The sequence below is a fragment of the Paenirhodobacter populi genome, from assembly GCF_004022215.1.
Classification (GTDB): domain Bacteria; phylum Pseudomonadota; class Alphaproteobacteria; order Rhodobacterales; family Rhodobacteraceae; genus Rhodobacter; species Rhodobacter populi.
Map to the genome: position 1 here is coordinate 161,862 of NZ_SAUZ01000005.1, position 21,457 is coordinate 183,318.

Annotated in this window: 19 protein-coding genes; 7 read left to right on the top strand and 12 right to left on the bottom strand. The window is 67.5% G+C overall.

What is annotated here, in order from left to right; genetic code table 11:
• The first annotated feature begins 341 nt into the window (after positions 1 to 341).
• Complete coding sequence (locus tag D2T30_RS06605; RefSeq protein ID WP_128183031.1) at positions 342 to 548, top strand: hypothetical protein; 207 nt, start codon at positions 342 to 344, stop codon at positions 546 to 548.
• Positions 549 to 623: 75 nt separating this feature from the next.
• Here D2T30_RS06605 and D2T30_RS06610 read toward each other — a convergent pair whose 3' ends face one another.
• On the bottom strand, positions 624 to 1,097 hold the full coding sequence (locus tag D2T30_RS06610; RefSeq protein WP_128183029.1) for a DUF4174 domain-containing protein: 474 nt from the start codon (positions 1,095 to 1,097) through the stop codon (positions 624 to 626).
• Between the two features lie 149 nt (positions 1,098 to 1,246).
• Between D2T30_RS06610 and D2T30_RS06615 the strand changes: the two genes are divergently transcribed.
• The 3 genes from D2T30_RS06615 to D2T30_RS06625 are packed head-to-tail and all read left to right on the top strand — an operon-like array spanning position 1,247 to position 3,364.
• Complete coding sequence (locus D2T30_RS06615) at positions 1,247 to 1,957, top strand: tellurite resistance TerB family protein (protein ID WP_128183027.1); 711 nt, start codon at positions 1,247 to 1,249, stop codon at positions 1,955 to 1,957.
• Positions 1,938 to 2,948 (top strand): endonuclease/exonuclease/phosphatase family protein, encoded by a 1,011-nt coding sequence (locus D2T30_RS06620; RefSeq protein ID WP_128208231.1) that lies wholly within the window; start codon positions 1,938 to 1,940, stop codon positions 2,946 to 2,948. The genes D2T30_RS06615 and D2T30_RS06620 overlap by 20 nt, the downstream gene beginning before the upstream one ends.
• Complete coding sequence (locus D2T30_RS06625; protein WP_241651215.1) at positions 2,948 to 3,364, top strand: AAA+ family ATPase; 417 nt, start codon at positions 2,948 to 2,950, stop codon at positions 3,362 to 3,364. The genes D2T30_RS06620 and D2T30_RS06625 overlap by 1 nt, the downstream gene beginning before the upstream one ends.
• Positions 3,365 to 3,577: 213 nt before the next feature.
• Here the strand turns inward: D2T30_RS06625 and D2T30_RS06630 are convergent, their stop codons facing one another.
• The 9 genes from D2T30_RS06630 to D2T30_RS06670 all read right to left on the bottom strand — a co-directional run bounded on the left by D2T30_RS06630 (position 3,578) and on the right by D2T30_RS06670 (position 13,779).
• On the bottom strand, positions 3,578 to 5,134 hold the full coding sequence (locus tag D2T30_RS06630; protein ID WP_128183023.1) for a Ppx/GppA family phosphatase: 1,557 nt from the start codon (positions 5,132 to 5,134) through the stop codon (positions 3,578 to 3,580).
• 51 nt (positions 5,135 to 5,185) lie between these two features.
• Positions 5,186 to 7,348 (bottom strand): RNA degradosome polyphosphate kinase, encoded by a 2,163-nt coding sequence (locus D2T30_RS06635; RefSeq protein WP_128208232.1) that lies wholly within the window; start codon positions 7,346 to 7,348, stop codon positions 5,186 to 5,188.
• Between the two features lie 54 nt (positions 7,349 to 7,402).
• Positions 7,403 to 8,074 (bottom strand): P-loop NTPase family protein, encoded by a 672-nt coding sequence (locus D2T30_RS06640; protein WP_128183019.1) that lies wholly within the window; start codon positions 8,072 to 8,074, stop codon positions 7,403 to 7,405.
• A gap of 24 nt (positions 8,075 to 8,098) precedes the next feature.
• Complete coding sequence (locus tag D2T30_RS06645) at positions 8,099 to 9,178, bottom strand: AI-2E family transporter (protein WP_128183017.1); 1,080 nt, start codon at positions 9,176 to 9,178, stop codon at positions 8,099 to 8,101.
• Positions 9,179 to 9,283: 105 nt separating this feature from the next.
• The gene (locus D2T30_RS06650; protein WP_128183015.1) at positions 9,284 to 10,390 is read right to left on the bottom strand and encodes a TRAP transporter substrate-binding protein; all 1,107 of its coding nucleotides are present in this window, start codon (positions 10,388 to 10,390) and stop codon (positions 9,284 to 9,286) included.
• 94 nt (positions 10,391 to 10,484) lie between these two features.
• Positions 10,485 to 11,582 carry a TRAP transporter substrate-binding protein gene (locus tag D2T30_RS06655; RefSeq protein ID WP_128183013.1) on the bottom strand — a complete coding sequence of 366 codons (1,098 nt, stop codon included), beginning with the start codon at positions 11,580 to 11,582 and terminating at the stop codon, positions 10,485 to 10,487.
• A 173-nt stretch (positions 11,583 to 11,755) separates the two neighbouring features.
• Positions 11,756 to 12,583 carry an arginyltransferase gene (locus D2T30_RS06660; RefSeq protein ID WP_128183011.1) on the bottom strand — a complete coding sequence of 276 codons (828 nt, stop codon included), beginning with the start codon at positions 12,581 to 12,583 and terminating at the stop codon, positions 11,756 to 11,758.
• Positions 12,584 to 12,746: 163 nt separating this feature from the next.
• On the bottom strand, positions 12,747 to 13,214 hold the full coding sequence (locus D2T30_RS06665; RefSeq protein ID WP_241560611.1) for a DUF2852 domain-containing protein: 468 nt from the start codon (positions 13,212 to 13,214) through the stop codon (positions 12,747 to 12,749).
• 88 nt (positions 13,215 to 13,302) lie between these two features.
• Positions 13,303 to 13,779 carry a YbaK/EbsC family protein gene (locus D2T30_RS06670; protein ID WP_128208233.1) on the bottom strand — a complete coding sequence of 159 codons (477 nt, stop codon included), beginning with the start codon at positions 13,777 to 13,779 and terminating at the stop codon, positions 13,303 to 13,305.
• Positions 13,780 to 13,869: 90 nt separating this feature from the next.
• Here D2T30_RS06670 and D2T30_RS06675 point away from each other — a divergent pair, with 90 nt between their 5' ends.
• Positions 13,870 to 16,659: a [protein-PII] uridylyltransferase family protein gene (locus tag D2T30_RS06675; protein ID WP_128208261.1), complete on the top strand. Its 2,790-nt coding sequence runs from the start codon at positions 13,870 to 13,872 to the stop codon at positions 16,657 to 16,659.
• A 166-nt stretch (positions 16,660 to 16,825) separates the two neighbouring features.
• Here D2T30_RS06675 and eda read toward each other — a convergent pair whose 3' ends face one another.
• On the bottom strand, positions 16,826 to 17,467 hold the full coding sequence (eda, locus tag D2T30_RS06680) for a bifunctional 4-hydroxy-2-oxoglutarate aldolase/2-dehydro-3-deoxy-phosphogluconate aldolase (protein ID WP_128208234.1): 642 nt from the start codon (positions 17,465 to 17,467) through the stop codon (positions 16,826 to 16,828).
• 17 nt (positions 17,468 to 17,484) lie between these two features.
• Positions 17,485 to 19,305 carry a phosphogluconate dehydratase gene (gene edd, locus D2T30_RS06685; RefSeq protein WP_128183005.1) on the bottom strand — a complete coding sequence of 607 codons (1,821 nt, stop codon included), beginning with the start codon at positions 19,303 to 19,305 and terminating at the stop codon, positions 17,485 to 17,487.
• 302 nt (positions 19,306 to 19,607) lie between these two features.
• On the opposite strand from edd, the gene D2T30_RS06690 reads away from it, so the two are divergent.
• Together D2T30_RS06690 and D2T30_RS06695 are read left to right on the top strand one after the other, a co-directional pair.
• Positions 19,608 to 20,831: an RSP_2647 family RNA methyltransferase gene (locus D2T30_RS06690; protein WP_128208235.1), complete on the top strand. Its 1,224-nt coding sequence runs from the start codon at positions 19,608 to 19,610 to the stop codon at positions 20,829 to 20,831.
• Positions 20,831 to 21,382 carry an RSP_2648 family PIN domain-containing protein gene (locus tag D2T30_RS06695; RefSeq protein ID WP_128208236.1) on the top strand — a complete coding sequence of 184 codons (552 nt, stop codon included), beginning with the start codon at positions 20,831 to 20,833 and terminating at the stop codon, positions 21,380 to 21,382. Before D2T30_RS06690 ends, D2T30_RS06695 begins: the two co-directional genes overlap by 1 nt.
• The last annotated feature ends 75 nt before the right edge of the window (positions 21,383 to 21,457 follow it).

Consider the following 21,457-nt stretch of genomic DNA (forward strand, 5'->3'; position numbering starts at 1 on the left):
TCGCGCATAAAATGGCAGCTTGTCGCCGATCCGTGCATGACCGCGCGGTTTGGTTTTGCCAAGCGCCCCGCGCGGCGGCAGTCTGGGGGGGCTTCATGTGCCTCCGTTCCATCTGCCCGGTTCCGGGAATGCACGCCGGAACATGACGCGATTCACATCCCTACCCCTTCCTGTGCCTCGCGGGCCGGTCACAAGCCGGTCCGCTTTCTTTTGGGGCCGGTCGGCAAGCCTCCGCTCAGCCGCGATCGTGATCGGAGCGGCGTTGAAACTTGCGGTTTTTCTTGCAAACTGCGTGCATTAAACTACCTGCAAACAACAACGCTTTTCGGAGGCAGATCTCTATGCGTAGCATTCACCTTATCCTTGCCCTTGCGGCGGCGACGGCTGTGGCCGGCTGCGAAAGCCAGGGTGGCCGGGCTCTGACCGGCGCGGGCGCGGGCGCGATCATCGCCGATGCGACCGACCAGAACATCGTCGCGGGCGCCGCTCTTGGCGCGCTGGCGGGCGGCGCAAGCTGTAACGCCGGCATCGGCGGCTACTGCCGCTGATCCTGGCCGGAAGGCCGAGACATCGGATACCATCGGCGCAGCCGCGCCGGTGGTATTTTCATGTGATGGGAGCCGTCAGCCGCCCACGCGGTTCTGCCGCGCCGGCGCATTGCGGATTTCCTCGCGCCGGATCGGCATCTTGTCGATCGAGCTGGCGATCTCGCGGCCGTTGCGCGGGGTGGGCCTGCGCTGCGCGACGGTGCCGTCCTTCTCGATCAGGACGATGGAGAACCCGCGCGGGCGCAGGGTGCGGCGCACGTCGCTCAGCGTGCCCGGCTCGGTATCGGTGATGATGATGACATCGCGCGCCGCCAGATCGGGCCAGGCGGCCTGCAGGGACCGCATCTGTTCCTGAAAGGCGGGGTCGTCGGCGCTGTCGGCAAAGACCACCACCGGGCGCTTCTGCCAGATGAAATCCTGCAGACTGACCCCCTCGGAGGAGATCGGGGCGAATCCCTCCGCCTCCTGCGCATGAAGCGCGCCCCCGGCGGGAAGCAGCAGGGGTATGGCAAGGAACAGGGCGGCGGCAAGCCGGAGCGTTCGGATCATCTGGATCTCCTCTCCCGCAGATATAGGAAGCTTTGGCCCCCCGCGCCATGCCTTTGGGTGCAAGAGTCGCCTCGCTTTCGGGACAGGGGGCTGTCGCGGCGTCATCTTGACCCTATCGCTCGGCCGCCCGGGCGGGTTATGCTTGCGGCATGGACAAGCCGCTTTCCCTTTGGACAAGGATCTCCGAAGCGATCGCCGCCCTGACCCGGGGCGAGGGGCTGGCGTCCGTCTTCGACCATCTGCGCGCGCCGCCGGAACGGTCGGTCGCCTTCACCATCGCGGTCATCGCGCTTGGGGCGAAGATGGCCAAGGCCGATGGCCGCGTCACCCGCGACGAGGTGGCGACCTTCCGCCGCATCTTCCGCATCCCGCCGGGGGAAGAGGCGCATGCCGCCCGGGTCTTCGATCTGGCGCGGACCGACATCGCGGGGTTCGACTCCTACGCCCGCAAGATCGCCGCCATGTTCGGGCCGCGCAGCCCGGCGCTGCGCCACGTGCTGGAAGGGCTTTTCGCCATTGCCGTCGCCGACGGCGACTATCACGAGGGCGAGGAAATCTTCCTGCGCGAAGTCACGCGGATCTTCGGCTTCGACGAGACCTGTTTCCTGTCGATGCGCGCGGGCTTTGTGCCGGATGCGGAGCCGGACCCCTGGACGGTTCTGGAACTGCCGCCCGGCACGCCGATGGATCAGGTGAGGGCGCGCTGGAAACGCGCGGTGCGCGAGGCGCATCCCGACCATGCCATCGCCAGCGGCCTGCCGCCCGACGCGATCCGCCTGGCCGAGGAACGGGTCGTCGCGCTCAACCGCGCCTGGCAGCAGATCCGCGAGGGGGCGCAGGATGCGCATCGCCACCTATAACGTCGAATGGTTCAACGCGCTGTTCGACCGGCGGGGCAGGCTGCTTGACGATGACGAAGGATCGGCGCGCTATCAGATCACGCGGGCGCAGCAACTTGGCGCGCTCGGCATCGTCTTCACCGCGGTCGATGCCGATCTGTTCCTTGTGGTCGAGGCGCCGGACGATGCCGACGATCACCGCACCGTCGATCAGCTCGAACGTTTCGCCGCCCGCTTCGGTTTGCGGCAAAGACGCGCGCTTCTGGGCTATGCGAATGATTCGCAACAGGAAATCGCCCTGCTTTACGATCCGGACGTGGTGACCGCCGTGCATGATCCCGATCCCGGCACGCCGGATTGCCCGCGCTTCGACCGGCGGCTGAGCATTGATCTGGACATCGACGACCGGATGGACACGGTGATCTTCTCGAAACCGCCGCTGGAGGCGCGGATCACCGCCGCGGGGCGCGAGCTGCGGCTGATCGGCGTGCATATCAAGTCGAAGGCCCCGCATGGCGCCGCCGATCCCGCCGCGCTGGTCCGCGTGGCGATCGAGAACCGCCGCAAGCAGCTTGCCCAATGTATCTGGCTCCGCCGCCGGATCGAGCAGCGGCTGGATGCCGGGGACAGTTTCGTGGTGCTCGGCGATTTCAACGACGGGCCGGGGCTCGACGAATACGAACGGCTGTTCGGGCGTTCCGGACTCGATATCGTGGTGGGCGAGGGGCTGCCGCCCGAGCGCCGCCTGCGCGATCCGCATGTGAGGCTGAGCCGCGATCACCCGCTGGCGGCGCAACCCGCCTCGGCGCGGTTCTGGCGCGGCGACCTGCATCAGTATTTCTCGGCGATGCTGGACTACATCCTGCTGTCGCCCGATCTGTGCGCGGCGGCGCCCGTCTGGCGGATCTGGCATCCGTTCGACGATCCGGCCTGCTACCGGGTGCCGGAACTGCGCGAGGCGCTGTTGCAGGCCTCGGACCATTTCCCGGTCAGCTTGGACATCGCGCTCTGATGGCCTATATCCGGCGCATGAGAAGAACCCTGACAGCCGCTGCCCTGATCGCCTGCCTGAGCCTGCCCGTCCATGCGCAGGACACCGATACGCAGGATGGCGACGCGACCGGCGACATGGCCGAAGGCCGCAGCCTGGTCGAACGCGGCGTCGAACTGTTCCTGCGCGGCCTCTTATCCGAGGTGCGCCCGAAGCTCGACGAGATGAGCGGCGCGATGGCCGAGGCGGCGCGCCAGCTCGGCCCCGCCTTGCAGCAGTTGCAGGCGCTGATCGACGATGTCGGCAATTACGAGGCGCCCAAACGCCTGCCGAATGGCGATATCGTGATCCCCCGCAAGCCCGGCGCACCGCCGCCGCCCGCCCTCTCCCCGCCCGCGCCCGCGCCCGATCCCGGCGCCCCGGAGATCGAGCTTTAGCCGGCGACCGAAACCATCGGGCCGCGCAGACACTGTCCGGAAAACCGCGCTCCGTTCGTGGGGTACGATCTTGCCATGTCGGCAACCCGCTACCTGCCGGAAACCGATCCGCAGCCCTGACTTCCCGCCTTCATTCTTCCCTAAATATCCCGGGGGTGAGCGCGCATGCGCGAGGGGGCTGGCCCCCTGCGACGCATCCGCCATAAACCCCGCTCAGACCCGTTCCACCGCCGTCGTCGCCTTCAGCGTGCTCGCCAGCGCCTGGAACCGGGCCTCGGTCACCTCGCCGAACAGCGGCGCGCCGCGATCACTCAGCTTCAGCACCAGCTGGTTCTTTTTCTCCCGGTAGTCGAGGCTCGCCACCTCGGTCAGGTTCGGGGTGGAGAACATCGCCCCGAAGCGCATCGCCTTGCCAAGGATCTCGGCCTCGTTGATCTGTTCGGGGCTCAGCAGCGAGAAAAGCGGCTCGAACCGCGAACCGGCGCGGGAGTTCTTGTAGCGGTGCAGCAGCGCGAGGCCGATGAACACCCGCTCCGGATGGCTCAGCGCGGCCATGTTGGCGCGGGTCACATTGTCGAAGCACGCCTCGGCCCGGTAGTCGGGATGGGTGCGCCAGGTGGTGTCGTGCAGATAGCAGGCGGCCCGGTGCAGGCGGTAACGTTCGGGCGAGATCCGCCCGAAGACCGGCGCGATGAATTTGTGCAGCGTCTTGGCAAAGCCCGGCACGCGCGCCTGGGTCTTTTCGGCGTAGCGGCAGGCCTCGATCAGCGGGTCGCGGATGCGCAGCCGTTCGGGCATCTGTTCATACAGCAGCCCCTCGCGGATCCCGAAGGAGGAAACGTCGATCTCCTTCGGCTTGAAGGTCTCGATCAGCTCGCGCAGCACCAGACTGGCCAGCGGCACCAGTTCCATCCGCGCGGCCGAGGTGCCGGTCTGCGCCCGCAACTGGCCCAGATCGCTCTTCTCGATCCAATCGAGGGTTTTCAGCAGGCTGTCCGGCTCCATCCGGTACTCATGCAGCACCAGCAGCGGATAGCCCTGCCGTTCCATGTCGAGCCGCGCGATCGCCCGCCACGAGCCACCCACCAGATAGATCCGTTCATGGCCAAGCCCGACCGTCGCCACCAGTTCCGCCATGACATTGCGGACATGCGCGATCAGGTCCTTGCGGCCGCCCTTCACCTGCTGCAACCGGAACGGCCCGAGCTGCGAGGTCGCCCGCCGCCCGACGGTGCCGTTGCCCACCTCGGCCAGTTCCATCGAGTTGCCGCCAATGTCGCAGATCAGCCCCTGTGCATCGGGCCAGCCAAGGAACACGCCCTGCGCGGATAGGCGCGCCTCTTCGGGACCGTCGATGATATGCAGATGCAGGCCGGTTTCGCGTTCCAGAAGAGCGCGGAATTCCGGCCCGTCCTCGGCATCGCGCATCGCCGCCGTGGCGACAACGGTGAGCGGGCCGATATCCAGCCCCTTCGCCACCGCGGCGAAGCGGGTCAGCGCCATCAGCGCGCGTTCGCGCCCCTGCGGATTGAGACGGCCGGTTTCCGCCAGCCCCTGACCCAGCCCCGCCATGACCTTTTCATTGAAGAAATAGGCCGGCGAGCGGGCGGCGCCATCGAAAACCACCATCCGGATCGAGTTCGACCCGACATCCACGACACCGACGCGACTGAGCGCGCGCGCGGAAGGGTCGTCGAACAGCGGTTTTCCGAACGGGTCCCAGTCGTCGGCGTCTGGCGCCACACGCGGGCCTTCGGTTGATGCGTTCATATTATCGTCCTGCCGTGAGTCGCTCTCGGGGGCTCGCGCGTAACCTATCCGCTACTCGGCCCCATGGGCAAGCTCGGGAACGTCCTTGGCCCCGGCCGAGCCGCGCCCGGAAAGGGAAGGGTTCTGCATGAAGAAGAGGTGGCAGTTGAACAGATCCTGTCCCTCGGGCAGGTCGCGCACGAACTTGCCGTCGGGTTGCAGCACCCAGCTTTGCGCCTCGTCGGCCATGTTGGCGGCCATGATCTGGCTGACGATCTGCGCCTTCACGGTGTCGTTCTTGGCCTCGACCAGCGTTTCGACGCGGCGGTTGAGGTTGCGCCCCATCCAGTCGGCCGAGGACAGGAACACCCGCGCGTTCTTCGACGGCAGGCCGTGGCCCGAGCCGAAGCAGACGATGCGCGAATGTTCGAGGAAGCGCCCGACGATGGATTTCACCCGGATGTTTTCCGACAGCCCCCTGATGCCGGGCCGCACGCCGCAGATGCCGCGCACGACAAGGCTGATCTTCACCCCGGCCTGCGAGGCGGCGTAAAGCGCGTCGATCACCTCGGGCTCGATCAGGCTGTTCATCTTGGCCCAGATCTCGGCCGGGCGTCCGGCGCGGGCATGTTCCGCCTCGATCCCGATCAGTTCGATCAGCCGGGGCTTCAGCGAAATGGGCGAGATGGCGAGGTTCTCGAGCCCCTCGGGCTGCACATAGCCCGACAGGTAGTTGAACACCTTGGTCGCGTCGCGGCCAAGCGCCGGGTCGCAGGTGAACAGGCTGAGGTCGGTGTAGATCTTGGCGGTGATCGGGTGGTAGTTGCCGGTGCCGAAATGCGTGTAGGTGACCAGATGTTCACCCTCGCGGCGCACCACCGTGCTGATCTTCGCATGGGTTTTCAGGTGCATGAAGCCGTAGACGACATGCGCGCCGGCGCGTTCCAGACGGCGCGACTGGCGGATGTTGGCGGCCTCGTCGAAGCGCGCCTTGAGTTCCACCAGCGCGGTGACGGATTTCCCGGCCTCGGCCGCCTCGCACAGGGCATCGACGATCGGACTGTCCTTCGAGGTGCGATACAGCGTCTGCTTGATCGCCAGCACGTTCGGGTCCTGCGCCGCCTGTTGCAGGAAGCGGATCACCATGTCGAAGGTTTCATAGGGGTGATGCAGCAGCATGTCCTTTTGCCGGATCGCGGCGAACATGTCGCCGCCGTGGTCCGTCACCCGTTCCGGGACGCGCGGCGTGAAGGGCGGCCAGAGCAGGTCGGGGCGCGAGGACAGCACCAGTTCCTTGAGGTCGGCGATGCCGAGGAGGCCGTTCACCTCGACCACTTCGTCGGGGTTGACGTGCAGCTCATCCATGATCAGCGCGCGCAGCGCCGTGGGGGCGCCCGCGGTGATGTGCATGCGGATCACCTGACCGCGCCGGCGGCGCTTCAGCGCAGTTTCGAATTCGCGCACCAGATCCTCGGCCTCGTCCTCGACCTCAAGGTCGCTGTCGCGCAGCACCTGAAAGGCGCAGGAGCCGGTATCGGCATAGCCCGGGAACAGCGAACCGAGGTTGAGCAGCAGCAGTTCCTCAAGCGGCAGATAGCGCGATTCCCCCGGCAGCCGCACGAAGCGCGCGATCTGCTGCGGGATCGGCAAAAGCGCCTGCATCCGGCGCCGGTCGGTGTCGCGTTCCAGCTCCAGCGCCAGACAGAAGCCGGTGTTGGGGATGAAGGGGAAGGGGTGCGCCGGGTCGATCGCCAGCGGCGACAGCACCGGAAAGACGTTCGACAGGAAATATTCGCCAAGGAAGGCGCGATCCTCGCGCGTCAGCTTGGCGCGGGTCAGCAGGTGGATGCCCGCTTCCTCCATCCCCGCGCGCAGGGCGTTCCAGGTGCTTTGTTGCGTTTCCATCAGGTTGCGCGCATCGGCGTTGATCAGCACCAGCTGTTCCGAAGGCGTCAGCCCGTCGTCCGAGGGCAGCGCATTGCCTTCGCGCACCAGCTCCATCAGGCCGGCGACGCGGACGGAATAGAACTCGTCCAGGTTGGTCGATGAAATCGACAGGAACCGCAGCCGTTCCAGCAGCGGAACGCGGGGATTCTGCGCCTCTTCCAGCACCCGCCAGTTGAAGGCGAGCCAGCTCAGCTCGCGGTTGAAGAACCGGCGCGGCCCCGCGAAATTCTCTGCGGGCAGGTCGGCGGGGGCGGGGAACGGGGAGTTCAGGAAATCTGCGTGGGTCATGATGCCGCTTCTATGGCGTGCGATTGTAATGCTGTTGTGACAGTCTTGACCGGCTCAGGCGAAACTGTCCAGAACCTCGGCCGCCATCGCGCGGGTGAGGGGGCGCCCCTCGGCGACGGCGCGCGCATCGAGCGCCGCGACCAGCCGCCGCGCGGTGCCGAGCGAACGGTCCATCCGGGTGACGAGCCATGGGATCAGGCTGTGCGGCACCTTGGTCTGCCGGTCGTTGAACAGCTTGACCAGCACCGCCGACAAGAGCGCGTCATCGGGCGCCGCGATGCGGACAAGGGCCGTCGCCTCCATCCGGCTCAGCAGGTCGGGCAGGCGCAGGCCCCAGTCGCGCGGCGGCGCAAGGGCGGTCAGCAGGAGCCGCCCGCCCTCGGCCTGCATCAGGTTGCACAGATGAAAGAGCGCCTCCTCGGCCCCGGCAGCGGCGGTCTGCTGCGCATCCTCGATCACCGCGGCGCGGGCGCGGGCAAGGCGGGGGGCATCGGCATCGGTCAGGTCGCGGGCGGCAAGGACGGGGGCTTCCTGCGCCTCGGCCCAGATGGCGGCGAGGTGGGATTTCCCCGCGCCCTCCGGCCCGGTCAGCAGCATCCGCCCCGCGGGCCAGCCCGCCGGCGCGTCAAGCGTCGCCAGCGCCAGCGCATTGGCCGGGGAAACGAAGAAATCGTCCCGGCCCCGTGCCTGCCGCACGGGAAGATCGAGGATCATCTGGCGCGTCATGCGGTCCGGTCCTTCTGGCCGCCCTTACGGTTCGGCGGGCGGGCGATCATCAGCTTCGAGGCCCAGATAGAGCCGCCCCTGCAGGTAACGGTCGAGCGCGGCGCGCGCAAGCACCCCGATCACCGCCGCGACCGGAACCGCGACCAGCATCCCCACGAAGCCGAACAGCGTGCCGAAGGCCGACAGCGCGAAGATCAGCCACAGCGGATGCAGCCCGATCGAATTGCCGACGAGCTTGGGGGTGATGACATTGCCTTCCAGAAACTGCCCCACGGCGAAGATCGCCACGACGATGCCGATGGAAAACCAGTCGCCCCAGAACTGATACAGCGCCAGCCCGATCGACAGCCCCCCGCCGATGATCGCGCCGACATAGGGAATGAAGGTCAGCAGCCCGGCGATCGCCCCGGCGATCAGGCCGAAGTTCAGCCCGGCGAGCATCAGCGAAATGGCGTAGAACGTGCCGAGGATCACGCAGACCGACACCTGCCCGCGCACGAACCCGGACAGCACCCGGTCGATTTCCCGCGCCAGCGCGCGGATTTCCTCGGCATGGTCGAGCGGCAGCCAGTCGTTGATCCGCGTCAGCATCTTGTCCCAGTCGAGCAGCATGTAGAACGTGACCACCGGCACCACGACGATGAAGACGAGGAAGTTCACCACCCCCATCGCCGAGGTCAGCACCGTCTGCGCCAGTTGCCCGCCGCGGGCCTTCACCGCCTCGCCGACCGAGTTCAGCGTTTCATAGACGACCGAGCCGCGTTCGTTCATCGAGGGGAATTTCTCGGACAGGAAGACCTGCAACTGTTGCGCCATGTCCGGCGCCGTCGCCACAAGCTGCGTGAGCTGATGCACCAGCAGCGGCACCACGGCGAGCCCGAGGATGACGAAACCCAGCGTGGCCACAAGCCCGATCGTCGCCGTCGCCCAGACCCGCGACATGCCCCATTTCTCCAGCTTGTCGGCCACCGGGTCGAGGAAATAGGCGATCGCGCCGCCCAGCAGGAACGGCATGATGACGGAACCGAGCAGCCAGAGCGCAATCAGGAACAGGACGCCGGCGACGCCCCAGTAGATCATCTGCTGCCTTGCGGGCAATGCCATGGCGCGTCTCCGTTCGTTCCCTGTCAGACGGGCATTTCTGCCAGCCCTTTCAGGAGGCTTCAAGGAGATTGCCGGAAACGCGGGCTGAAATCGCCCGCGTCCGGGTCAGAGCCGGCCCTGCCGCTGCTGGATCATCATGAAGGTGTCGTAATTGTATTCGGCCACCTGGCTCCACAGATACCAGTCGCTGCGGAAATCCTTGATCGAGCCCCAGACCTTCTTGAACTCGGGATTGGTGGCCTCGATCTCGGCGTAGGTCGCATCGGCGGCGTCGAAAGAGGCCGACATGATCTCGGACGAGAAGGGGCGCAGCTGTGCGCCGTTCGCCATCACCGATTTCAGCGCGCGGGCGTTCTTGTAATCGTAATTCGCCAGCATGTCCTGATCCGTCGCCTGACAGGCGATGCGCAGGATGTTCTGGTAAAGCGGCGGCAGGCCGTTCCATGCGTCCTGATTGAACAGGAAATGCACCGTCGGACCACCTTCCCACCAGCCGGGATAGTAGTAATAGGGCGCGACCTTCTGAAAGCCGAGCTTTTCGTCGTCATAGGGGCCGACCCATTCGACGCCGTCGATCGTGCCCTTTTCCAGCGCGGCATAGATGTCGCCCGCCGGGATCTGCTGCGGCACGACGCCAAGCCGTTCCATGATCTTGCCCGCGAAGCCGCCGACCCGCATCTTGAGCCCGCGCATGTCGTCGAGGGTGTTGATCTCCTTGCGGAACCAGCCGCCCATCTGGGTGCCCGAATTGCCGCCCGGCAGGCCATACAGGTTCTGCTTCGCAAGGAATTCGTTGAACATGGCGATGCCGCCGCCGTGGTAGTGCCAGGCGTTCATCCCGCGCGCATTGAGCGAGAAGGGAACCGCCGAGGCCAGCGCCCAGGTCGGATCCTTGCCCCAGTAGTAATAGCAGACCGAATGGCAGCACTCGACCGTGCCGTTGGCGGTCGCATCCGCCGCCTGAAGCCCGCCGACGATCTCGCCCGCGGCAAAGACCTGGATCTGGAACTGGCCGTCGGTGGCTTCCTTCACCATCCGCGCCATGGTTTCGCCCGCGCCGTAGATCGTGTCGAGCGATTTCGGAAAGGATGACGTCAGGCGCCAGTTGATCTTGGGATTGGCCTGCGCGATCGCGGGGGCGGCCAGTGTGGCGGCCGCACCGCCGATCGTGCCGCCGACGGCGGCCTTCGTCAGGAACGAACGACGATCCATGGTAATCCTCACTCTGCGTTGAAAAGGCCGCATGTCGCGGCCATTCTGCGGTAGCGGTCGCCCCGCCGCATCCGGCGGGACGACCCGGCGGGGATCAGAGAGTGCCCTGCCGCTGCTGGATCATCATGAAGGTGTCGTAATTGTATTCCGCCACCTGCTGCCACAGATACCATTCCTTGCGGTATTCCTTGATCGAATCCCACAGGGTCTTGAACTCGGTGTTGGTGGCCTCGATCTCGGCGTAGACCTCGTTCGAGACCTTGAAGCAGGCTTGCAGGATCTCGGACGAGAAGGGCCGCAGCTGCGCGCCCTGACCCATCAGCTTGATCAGCCCCTTGGGGTTTTCCCAGTCGTATTGCTGCAGCATGTTCGCGTCGACCGCCTGACAGGCGGTGCGCAGCAGCGACTGATAGGCCTTCGGCAGGCCGTTCCACGCATCGAGGTTGAACATGAAGTGGACCGAGGGGCCACCTTCCCACCAGCCGGGATAGTAGTAATAGGGCGCGACCTTGACGAAGCCGAGCTTTTCGTCATCCGCCGGACCCACGAATTCCACCGCGTCGATGGTGCCCTTTTCCAGCGCCGCATAGACGTCGCCGCCCGCAAGCTGCTGCGGCACGACGCCCAGACGCTCCATGATCTTGCCGGCGAAGCCGCCGACCCGCATCTTGAGCCCCTTCAGGTCGTCGAGGGTGTTGATCTCCTTGCGGAACCAGCCGCCCATCTGCGTGCCGGTGTTGCCGCCCGGAAAGCCGATCAGATTGTCGCGCGCAAGGAACTTGTTGTAGAGGTCGATGCCGCCGCCGAAATACTGCCATGCGTTCATGCCCCGCGCCGACAGCGCGAAGGGAACCGCCGAGCCGAGCGCCCAGGCCGGGTCCTTGCCCCAGTAGTAATAGCCCACGGTGTGGCAGGCCTCGACCGTGCCGGCCGAAACGGCATCCGCCGCCTGCAGCCCGCCGACAAGCTCGCCCGCCGCGAAGGACTGGATCTGGAAGTTGCCGTCGGTCGCCTCGGACAGACGCTTGCCAAGTTCCTCGGTGTTGCCGAAGAGCGTGGAAAGCGACTTCGGGAAGGAGGAGGTCATCCGCCAGGTGATCTTCGGATTGGCCTGCGCGATCGCAGGGGCGGCCAGAGCGGTCGCGGCAGCCGAGCCGAGCGCGGCTTTGGTGATGAAGGAACGGCGATCCATCGGGATACCTCAAGCAATGAAACGGACAGACGCGGCAGGCTCGCCCCCGCGGCGGCGCGAACCTGTCAGCTTGCGGGGCGGCTGTCCAGTCACAGAATGACGTCGATTTGGATTTTTACGCAATAATCGTGCGGAAAATCCCGGCATCCGGGTAATGCAGGCGCTGTTCCGGCCTAGCTGCGCGAATCGGGAAGTTGAATCCGCGCCACCTGTTCGGCGATCGGATCGACCGACAGCGGATGGGTCTCCGAGGCATGCGCAGCCGGATCGCCGATTTCCTGCCAGCGGCCGCCCTTGTAGATTTCCAGTGAATCGAACTTGGCCTTGTAGCCCATCTTGCGCGATCCGGGCACCCAGTAGCCCAGATAGACATAGGGCAGCCCCGCCTGCCGCGCGATTTCCACGTGGTCGAGCACCAGATAGGTGCCAAGGCTGTCCTCGCGCCGGTCCGGATCGTAAAAGCTGTAGACCATGCTCAGCCCGTCATCGAGGACATCGGTCAGGCAGACCGCCGTCAGCGCCCGGGTGGTGCCGGGCGAAGCCTCGGTCTCGCGGTATTCGATGACGCGGGATTTCACCGGCGTCTCCTCGATCATCGCGGCGAATTCGAAGATGTCCATGTCGGCCATGCCGCCATCGGCGTGGCGCCGGTCCAGATAGCGGCGAAAGAGGGCGAACTGTTCCTCGGTCGCCCAGGGGCTGGTGGCGGTGCGCTTCAGATGCGCGTTGCGGCGCAGCACCTTGCGTTGCGTCCGGTCGGGGTGGAAATCCGCGACCCGGATGCGCGCCGACAGGCAGGCCTGACAATCCGCGCAGGACGGGCGATACAGCACGTTCTGCGACCGCCGGAAACCCTGCCGCGACAGCGCGTTGTTCAGCTTTTCCGCCCCGTCGCCCTGCAACGCGGTGAACAGCTTCCGTTCCGCCCGGCCATCCAGATAGGGACAGGTCTGCGGCGCGGTCACGTAGAACTGAGGAGCAAGCGGAAGCGAGTGGCGCATAGTGTCTCTGGCAATGGGCGGTTTGCGGTCCGCGGGGAAGGCGATCCGGCAAAGGCTATCAACAACACCCCGACCCGCCAAGCATTTTGCACCGTCCAGATGGGAAACGCCCCGCCGAAAACAAGGCGGGGCGCGGATTTCCGGCAGGGAAATCGTTCACATTTTATTGGCCGGGCCGATCCTGATCGGGGTTCGGGGTGTCCGGTGCCTCGCTCCGGGCCGGGGTGGCGGCGGCGCGGGCACGCTCTTCCATGTATTGGTCGAACTCGGCCTTGTCGCGCGCTTCGCGCAGACGGATCAGGAAGGCCTCGAAATCCTCCTGCTCGCGTTCCAGCCGGGCGATGGTTTCGGATTTGTAGCTGTCGAAGGCGCGGTTGCCCGTCGGACGCGACAGATGCAGGTTCATCCGCCCGCCGCAGCCAAAGCCGGAACGCTCGCGCCGCGATGACCGCCAGCGGAACCGGCCGGTGAACAGCGCGAACCCCAGAACGAGCAGACCAAGCGGCCCGCCGAAGGTGAAGACTGCGACCGTCGCCGCGATCCAGGAGATGGGCGCGCGGTCGTCCATCCAGCCGAGGGCACGGGAAAGCCAGCCGGGACGCGCGTCAGAAGGGGAGTAAGCGTAGGACAAGGGGACCTCCGATCCGGATGTGAATGACGTTTACATGATCCGAGATGGGACGGCTCCGGTCCTCCGTCAAGGGCGATGTGAATGTTTTTTACATTGCCCCTTCGATGAAGTCGGCAGGCTCCGCCCCGGTGATCCGCAGAAGGTCCGCGGGCGCGATGGAAAAGATGTGGCGCGGCGTGCCGGCGGCGGCCCAGACCGTGTCGAAATCACTCAGCCGCGGGTCGTAGAAGCAGCGCACCGGATGCAGATGCCCGACCGGCGAGACGCCGCCGATGGCAAAGCCGGTCTCGGCGCGGATCAGCTCGGCGTCGGCCTTGCCCAGGGGCTCGCCCGCGACGGCACCGGCCTTTGCCGCGCTGACGCGGTTGCCGCCCGCCGTCAGGAACAGCACGACATGGCCCGTCCCCTCGGTGCGGAAGATGATCGACTTGACGATCTGGTCGAGGGCGCATCCCGCGGCTTGCGCCGCCTCGGCCGCGGTGCGGGCCTGCCCGACCTCGCGGATGGTCGCGGCAAGGCCCGCCTCTGTCAGCGCGGCCTCGACCCGTTTCAGTGATTTGCTCATGTCCGGTCTCCTGTCCGGTCTTTTTGCCGCGCCGCAGCGCCGATGAAAAGCCCATTGACCCGCCCGGCGGCGCAGGGGCATCGTGCCCGCATGACCTTCGCCGATGCCCTGACCCGTTCGCCCATTCCCTTCGAGCCCGGCCGGGGCGCCGATGTCGCTGCGCTGTTCCCCGACCTGCCGCCTGAATTGCGCGAGGTGATCGCCGGGGCGGCGGGCTGTTCGCCCTATCTGGCCGGGCTGATGGAACGCGACCGCGACTGGCTGGCCGGGGCGCTGGCGGGCGATCCGCAGGCGGCGCTCGCGGCGGAAATCGCCCGGATCGATGCGCTGCCGCCCGAGGGGCTGGGGATCGGGCTGCGGCAGGCGAAACGGCGCATCTCGGCGCTGACGGGGCTCGCCGATCTGGGCGGGGTGTGGGACCTCGAACAGGTGACCGGGGCGCTGACGCGGCTCGCCGATCATGCCGTCGGCCGCGCCATCCGCACCGGCGTCGAGGAGGAGATCCGCCGAGGCCGGCTGCCCGGCGCGACGCCCGCCGACGCGGAAACCGCGGGCGGGATGGTGGTGCTTGCGATGGGCAAGATGGGCGCGGGGGAGCTGAACTATTCCTCGGACATCGACCTGATCTGCCTCTATGACGAAACCCGCTACGATCCCGCCGACCGGGTCGAGGCGCGCACCGCCTTTGTCCGCGTGACGCGAAAGATGGCGGGGCTGCTGTCGGAACATACCTCCGAAGGCTATGTCTTCCGTACCGACCTGCGGCTGCGCCCCGATGCCTCGGTCACGCCGGTCTGCATATCGATGGCCTCGGCGGAGCTGTATTACGAGGCCGAGGGCCGCACATGGGAACGCGCGGCCTATATCAAGGCGCGCCCCTGCGGCGGCGACATCGCGGCGGGGGACAGGTTCCTGCGGACGCTGACCCCCTTCGTCTGGCGCCGGCATCTGGATTTCGCGGCCATTCAGGACGCGCATGACATGCGGCTGCGGATCCGCGACCACAAGGGGCTGAACGGCCCGCTGGAAATTCCCGGCCACAACATCAAGCTGGGGCAGGGCGGCATCCGCGAGATCGAATTCTTCACCCAGACCCGGCAGCTGATCGCCGGGGGCCGCGATCCCGATCTGCGCGGCCGCGCGACGGTGCCGGCGCTTGGCAGTCTGGCGCAAAAGGGCTGGGTGCCCGAAATGGTCGCCGAGGAACTGACCGACCATTACCGCGCCCACCGCGAGGTCGAACATCGCGTGCAGATGGTGAACGATGCGCAGACGCATCTGCTGCCCACGACGCCCGAGGGTCTCGACCGCATCGCCCGGATGATGGGGGAGGCGGATACCGCCCGCTGGATCCGCACCCTGCGCGACCGGCTCGAACGGGTCGAGGAACTGACCGGCGATTTCTTTGCCCCGAACGAAAGCTGCGGGCGGCCGGAGCTGAGCGATGCCGCCGAAACGCTGGTCGAGGGCTGGCGTAGTTATCCCGCGCTGCGGTCCGAACGCGCCCGCGCGATCTTTCACCGGATCGAGCCGGAAATCCTGCGCCGCCTGCAACGCGCCGCGAACGACGAAGAGGCGCTGTTGCGGTTCGATGGATTCCTGCAGGGGCTTCCGGCCGGGGTGCAGCTGTTCTCGCTCTTTGAATCGAACCCGCAACTGATCGACCTGATCGTCGACATCTGCGCCACGGCGCCGGGGCTGGCCGCCTATCTGTCGCGCAATGCGGGCGTGCTGGACGCGGTTCTGGGCGGCAGCTTCTTTGCCCCCTGGCCGGGCGCCGGGGCGCTGGCCGAAGGGCTTGAGGCCGCGCTGGCGATCGAGCCGGATTACGAACGCAGGCTCGATGCCGCGCGGCGCTGGGCGAAGGAATGGAAGTTTCGGGTGGGCGTGCATCACCTTCGCGGGCTGGTCGATGCGGCGGAATCGGCGCGGCAATATGCCGATATCGCCTCGGTCGCGGTGGCGGGGCTCTGGCCCGGGGTTGTGGCGGAATTCGCCGCGAAACACGGGCCGCAGCCGGGGCGCGGCGCGGCGGTGGTGGCGATGGGCTCGCTCGGGGCGGAGCGGCTGAACGCGGCCTCCGATCTCGATCTGATCGTGATCTACGACGCGCAGGGGGCCGAGGCGTCGGAGGGGCCGAAACCCCTGCCCACGCGTCCGTATTTCGCCCGGCTGACGCAGGCGCTGATCACCGCGATCACCGCGCCGATGCCCGAGGGGCGGCTCTATGAGGTCGACATGCGGCTGCGCCCCTCGGGCCGGCAGGGGCCGGTGGCGACCTCGCTCGACAGTTTCCGGGCCTATCAGATGGAAGAGGCCTGGACCTGGGAACATCTGGCACTGACCCGGGCGCGGCCGATCGCGGGGGACATGGGCCTGCGCGAGGATATCGAGGCCGCGCGTCTGGCCGTGCTGGCCGCCAAGGGCGGCGGGGCGCGGGTGATGCCGGATCTGGCCGAGATGCGCGCGCGGATCTTTGCCGCCAAGGCGCCCGACGGGATCTGGGAGGCGAAGATCGGCCCCGGCCGGTTGCAGGATCTGGAATTGCTGGCGCAGAGCTTCGCGCTGCGTCTGGCGCTTCCGGCGCGCCGGGTCGAGGCGCAGCTGCGCGCGGGTCCCCGCGGCGGCTTCGTCACGCGGGAGGAGACCGAGGTGCTCGCCTCGGCCTATCGCTTCCTGTGGCGGTTGCAGGCGGGCGGGCGGCTGCTGACCGACCGGCCGCTGGACATGGAGGTGATCGGCGAGGGCGGCCGCGCCTTCCTGCTGCGCGAGGCGGGGGAGGAGACGCTTGATGCGCTCCGCGCGCATCTGGACCGCACGACGGTCGCGGTGGCGGAGATCGTAGAGCGCGCGTTAGGGCAGGGCGCCGGGCAAGCCTGAACCGTCGCAGGGGGCTGTCTGCCCCCTCTTTGCCTGTCGGCAAATTCACCCCCGAGGATATTTGCGGAAAGATGAAAGCCAGACAGGGCAGAGGTCTGCCCTCATTCTTTCAGAAGCGGAGGGCGAAAGTGTCCTGCCCGTAGAAGGGCGCGCCCCGACGGAGCGCTTACCGGGGAAGCGCGGCGGCCTCGCGGGCGAGCGCCTCGATCCCCGTCCAGTCGCCGGCCTGCACCTTGGCGTCGGGGGCGACCCAGCTGCCGCCGGCACAGAGCACGTTGGGCAGCTTCAGGTAATCCGGCGCGTTCTGCAGGCTGACGCCGCCCGTCGGGCAGAAGCCGACCTGCGGCAGCGGGCCGCCGAGCGCCTTGATCGCCGCCGCCCCGCCGGAGGTTCCGGCCGGGAAGAATTTCAGCACCGTGTAGCCCCATTCCATCGCGCGCATCACCTCGGAAGCGGTGACGCAGCCGGGCAGCAGGGGCAGGCCCTCGTCCTGACAGGCCTTGACCAGCGTTTCCGTCAGCCCGGGCGAGACGCCGAATTTCGCGCCCGCGGCCTTTGCCGCCTTCACGTCGGCGGGCGTCAGCAGGGTGCCGGCGCCGACGGTGCCGCCCTCCACATCGGCCATCGCCCGGATCGCGTCGAGCGCGACGGGCGTGCGCAGCGTGACCTCAAGCGCGGGCAGCCCCCCGGCGACCAGCGCCGTCGCCAGCGGCACGGCGTGGGGCAGCTCCTTGACCACGATCACCGGGATGATCGGGGCGAGGGCGCAGATCTTGCGGGACAGGGTGGATTGTTCGGCGGGGGTCATGATGGTCTCCGGTTGACTCAGACGACGACGGCGGCGCCTTCGGTGGCGGCACCCACGTTGCGGCGGAAGGCGGCGAAGAGTTCCCGCCCGATGCCATGTTCATTCTTCGACAGATCGGCGGTGACGGGGGCGCGTTCGGCGAAGCCGGGGGCGAGGCAGGTGAGTTCGCCCTTTTCCGCGTCGAGCCGCACGATGTCGCCGTCGCGCAGCCGGGCGATGGGGCCGCCCGCCGCGGCCTCGGGGCTGACATGGATCGCCGCGGGCACCTTGCCCGAGGCGCCCGACATCCGCCCATCGGTGACCAGCGCCACCTTGAGCCCGCGGCCAAGGAGGACCGACAGCACCGGCGTCAGCGAATGCAGCTCGGGCATGCCATTCGCCTGCGGCCCCTGAAAGCGGACGACGACCACGGTGTCCGAGGTGAATTCGTCGCGCTTGAACGCCTCTTTCACCTCTTCCTGATCGGCGAAGACGCGGACCGGCGCCTCGATCACGTGATACTCCGGCGCGACGGCCGAGATCTTGATGACCCCGCGGCCGAGATTGCCGCTGAGCTGTCGCAGCCCGCCCTGCGGCTGGAACGCGGTCACGGCGGGGCGCAGGATCTTGTCGTTCAGGCTTTCCTCGGGGCCGTCGACCCAGGTCAGGTGGCCGTCGATCAGCTTGGGTTCCGTCACATAGGCGGCCAGCCCGTCGCCCGCCACGGTCTTGGCGTCGGCGTTCAGCAGGCCGGCCCTGAGCAATTCGCGGATCAGGAACTGCATCCCGCCCGCCGCGTGGAAATGGTTCACATCGGCGAGGCCGTTCGGATAGACCTTCGCCATCAGCGGCACGACCGCGGAAATGTCGTGGAAATCCTCGATGTCCAGCACGATCCCCGCCGCGCGCGCCATCGCCGGCAGATGCAGCACGAGGTTGGTGGACCCGCCCGTGGCCATCAGCCCGACGATGCCGTTGACGAAGGCGCGTTCATCCAAAATCTCACCCGTGGGGCGGAAGTCATTGCCAAGCGCGGTGATTTCCGCCGCCCGCCGCGCCGCCTGTTCGGTCAGCGCATCGCGCAGCGGCGTGTTCGGGTTGATGAAGCTTGCCCCCGGAAGGTGCAGGCCCATGATCTCCATCAGCATCTGGTTCGAGTTCGCCGTGCCGTAGAAGGTGCAGGTGCCGGGGCCGTGGTAGGAGGCCATCTCGGCCTCCATCAGCTTGTCGCGGCCGATCTCGCCCGCCGCATACTGGTTGCGGACCTTGGCCTTTTCGTCGTTCGGCAGGCCCGAGGTCATCGGTCCGGCGGGGACGAAGACGGCCGGGATATGGCCGAAGGTCGCGGCGGCGATGACAAGGCCGGGCACGATCTTGTCGCACACGCCCAGATAAAGCGCCGCGTCGAAACAGTTGTGGGACAGCGCCACCCCGGCGGCCAGCGCGATCACGTCGCGGGAAAACAGCGACAGTTCCATCCCCGTCTGGCCCTGCGTGACGCCGTCGCACATGGCGGGCACGCCGCCCGCCACCTGCGCCGTGGCGCCGACGCCCTGAAGCGCGGCCTTGATCCGGGCGGGGAAGGTCTCGAACGGCTGATGCGCCGAAAGCATGTCGTTATAGGCGGTGACGATGCCGATGTTCGGCACCCGTCCCTCGGCCAGAAGTGGTTTCTGCGCGCCCATCGCGGCATAGGCATGGGCCTGATTGCCGCAGGCCAGATGCGCGCGCGCCGGCCCGTTGGCGACGGCTTCGTACATCCGGGCAAGATATTCGGCGCGGCGGCTTTCAGATCGTTTCCGGATCCGGTCCGTCACACGGGCGATCGTGGCATTGGTGGGGGCTGAGATCACGGTCATGGCTTCCATCCGGTCGGCTGCGGTCAGGGGTGCGGAGCCGCAAGCGGGGTGCCCCGGCGGGGCAGGGCGCTTGGGCAGCGCTGTCTGGCATGTAGTATGTTAGCGCTAACAAGTCAATTGTCTGCATGTCCCTATAGTGCCCCTGTCGCCGGATGGCACAAGCGGATTCCGTCCCGGCGGGTGCGATGGGCGGCGCGCGGCCGAAAAGCGGGCGTTTTGCGCGGGCTTTCCCGCGCGGCGTCTTTCCTTGGGCGCGGCCGCGCGCTAAGGCGGGCGAAACCTGCCTGAACCCGGAGCCGAAGATGTCCGAAACCGATCCTTCCGATCCGAGCGCCGCCCCGTCCCGCCCCGTCGTGCGGCTGCGCCCGAAGGCCGAGGCGCGCGCGATCCGGCATGGCTTTCCCTGGGTCTATGCGGATGAGCTGGTGACCGACCGGCGCACGCAGGCGCTGACCCCGGGCACGATCGCGACGCTGGAAGATGCCGATCGCCGCGCGATGGTGACGGTGACGGTCAACCCGAAGTCGAAGATCATCGCCCGGGTGATGGACCGCGATCCCGGGGCCGCGATCGACCGCGACTGGATCACGGCGCGGCTGGCGCATGCGCTGGAATTGCGCGCGCGGCTGTTCGAGGCGCCCTTCTACCGGTTGATCCATGCCGAGGCGGATGGCCTCCCCGGCGTCATCATCGACCGTTTCGGCGACACTGCGGTGATCCAGCCGAACGCGGCATGGTCCGAGGCGATGATCGGCGATCTGACCGCGGCTCTGGTCGCGGTGACTGGCGTCACGACGGTGGTCAAGAACGGATCGGGCCGGGCGCGCGGGCTGGAAGGTCTGCCCGAGGAAACATTGGTCCTGCAAGGCGCGGTCGCGGGGCCGATCGCCGTGCCGATGAACGGTGCGATCTACATGGCCGACGTGCTGGGCGGGCAGAAGACGGGGCTGTTCTTCGATCAGCGGCCGAACCATGCCTTTGCCGCGCGGCTGGCGCGCGGGGCGCGGGTTCTGGACGTGTTCTCGCATGTGGGCGGTTTCGCGCTGGCGGCGCTTGCGGGCGGGGCGGAGGCGGCGCTGGCGGTCGATGCCTCGGCCCCGGCGCTGGAGCTTGCGGCCGAGGGCGCGGCGGCGATGGGGGCGGCGGAGCGCTTTGCCACCCGTCAGGGCGATGCCTTCGCCACGCTGGAGGCGCTGGCCGCCGAGGGGGAACGCTTCGATCTGGTGGTCTGCGATCCGCCCGCCTTCGCGCCGAACCGGCAGGCACTGGAGGCGGGGCTGCGCGCCTATGAACGGATCGCCCGGCTGGCCGCGCCGCTGGTGGCGCCCGGCGGCTATCTGGTGCTGTGCTCCTGTTCGCATGCGGCCGATCTGGTGCAGTTCCGCGCCGCCTCGACCCGTGGGATCGGGCGGGGTGGTCGGCGCGCGCAACTGATCCACACCGGCTATGCGGGGCCGGACCATCCGATGCTGCCGCAGCTTGCGGAATCGGGCTATCTGAAATCCCTGTTCTTCCGGCTGGACTGATGCCGGGGGACAAGATCCTTCTGGATGCCTGCGTGCTCTATCCCACGGTGCTGCGCGAAATCCTGATCGGCGTGGCGGGGGAAGGGCTTTACCAGCCGCTGTGGTCGGCGCGCATCCTTGAGGAATGGGCGCGCGCGGCGGCGCGGCTCGGCCCGGAGGGGGAGGCCATCGCGCGGGGCGAGATCGCCACCCTGCGCGCCGCCTTTCCGCAGGCCGAGGTCGCGCCCCGCCCGGGGCTGGAATCGCGGCTGCATCTGCCGGACCCGAACGATATCCATGTGCTGGCATCGGCGATTGCCGGCGGGGCCGAGGCGATTCTGACCTTCAATGCGATGGATTTCCCGCGCGGCACCCTGCGGGCCGAGGGGCTGGACCGCCGCGACCCCGATGGTTTCCTGTGGGAACTGTGGTCGCATCACCCCGACCGCATCGAAGCCGTCACCGGGCGCGTCCGGGCCAGGACGGAACGCCTGTCGGGCCGGCCGCAGCCGATCCGCGCCCTGATGAAACGGGCAAAGCTGCCCCGGCTGGGCAAGGCGCTGGCGGAATAGCGCGGGCGAAATCCGGCGCGAAATGAGGCATTTGCGCGATTTCACGCGGATGACGGCGCTAAACGGCTTTTGCCT

Coding starts and splice junctions, on each gene's coding strand:
- D2T30_RS06620 (WP_128208231.1), top strand. CDS start 1,938: ATGCGCATCGCCACCTATAACGTCGAATGGTTCAACGCGCTGTTCGAC.
- D2T30_RS06655 (WP_128183013.1), bottom strand. CDS start 11,582: ATGGATCGCCGTTCCTTCATCACCAAAGCCGCGCTCGGCTCGGCTGCC.
- edd (WP_128183005.1), bottom strand. CDS start 19,305: ATGACCGTGATCTCAGCCCCCACCAATGCCACGATCGCCCGTGTGACG.
- D2T30_RS06630 (WP_128183023.1), bottom strand. CDS start 5,134: ATGAACGCATCAACCGAAGGCCCGCGTGTGGCGCCAGACGCCGACGAC.
- D2T30_RS06670 (WP_128208233.1), bottom strand. CDS start 13,779: ATGAGCAAATCACTGAAACGGGTCGAGGCCGCGCTGACAGAGGCGGGC.
- D2T30_RS06615 (WP_128183027.1), top strand. CDS start 1,247: ATGGACAAGCCGCTTTCCCTTTGGACAAGGATCTCCGAAGCGATCGCC.
- D2T30_RS06695 (WP_128208236.1), top strand. CDS start 20,831: ATGCCGGGGGACAAGATCCTTCTGGATGCCTGCGTGCTCTATCCCACG.
- D2T30_RS06645 (WP_128183017.1), bottom strand. CDS start 9,178: ATGGCATTGCCCGCAAGGCAGCAGATGATCTACTGGGGCGTCGCCGGC.
- D2T30_RS06605 (WP_128183031.1), top strand. CDS start 342: ATGCGTAGCATTCACCTTATCCTTGCCCTTGCGGCGGCGACGGCTGTG.
- D2T30_RS06650 (WP_128183015.1), bottom strand. CDS start 10,390: ATGGATCGTCGTTCGTTCCTGACGAAGGCCGCCGTCGGCGGCACGATC.
- D2T30_RS06675 (WP_128208261.1), top strand. CDS start 13,870: ATGACCTTCGCCGATGCCCTGACCCGTTCGCCCATTCCCTTCGAGCCC.
- D2T30_RS06640 (WP_128183019.1), bottom strand. CDS start 8,074: ATGACGCGCCAGATGATCCTCGATCTTCCCGTGCGGCAGGCACGGGGC.
- D2T30_RS06610 (WP_128183029.1), bottom strand. CDS start 1,097: ATGATCCGAACGCTCCGGCTTGCCGCCGCCCTGTTCCTTGCCATACCC.
- eda (WP_128208234.1), bottom strand. CDS start 17,467: ATGACCCCCGCCGAACAATCCACCCTGTCCCGCAAGATCTGCGCCCTC.
- D2T30_RS06625 (WP_241651215.1), top strand. CDS start 2,948: ATGGCCTATATCCGGCGCATGAGAAGAACCCTGACAGCCGCTGCCCTG.
- D2T30_RS06660 (WP_128183011.1), bottom strand. CDS start 12,583: ATGCGCCACTCGCTTCCGCTTGCTCCTCAGTTCTACGTGACCGCGCCG.
- D2T30_RS06690 (WP_128208235.1), top strand. CDS start 19,608: ATGTCCGAAACCGATCCTTCCGATCCGAGCGCCGCCCCGTCCCGCCCC.
- D2T30_RS06635 (WP_128208232.1), bottom strand. CDS start 7,348: ATGACCCACGCAGATTTCCTGAACTCCCCGTTCCCCGCCCCCGCCGAC.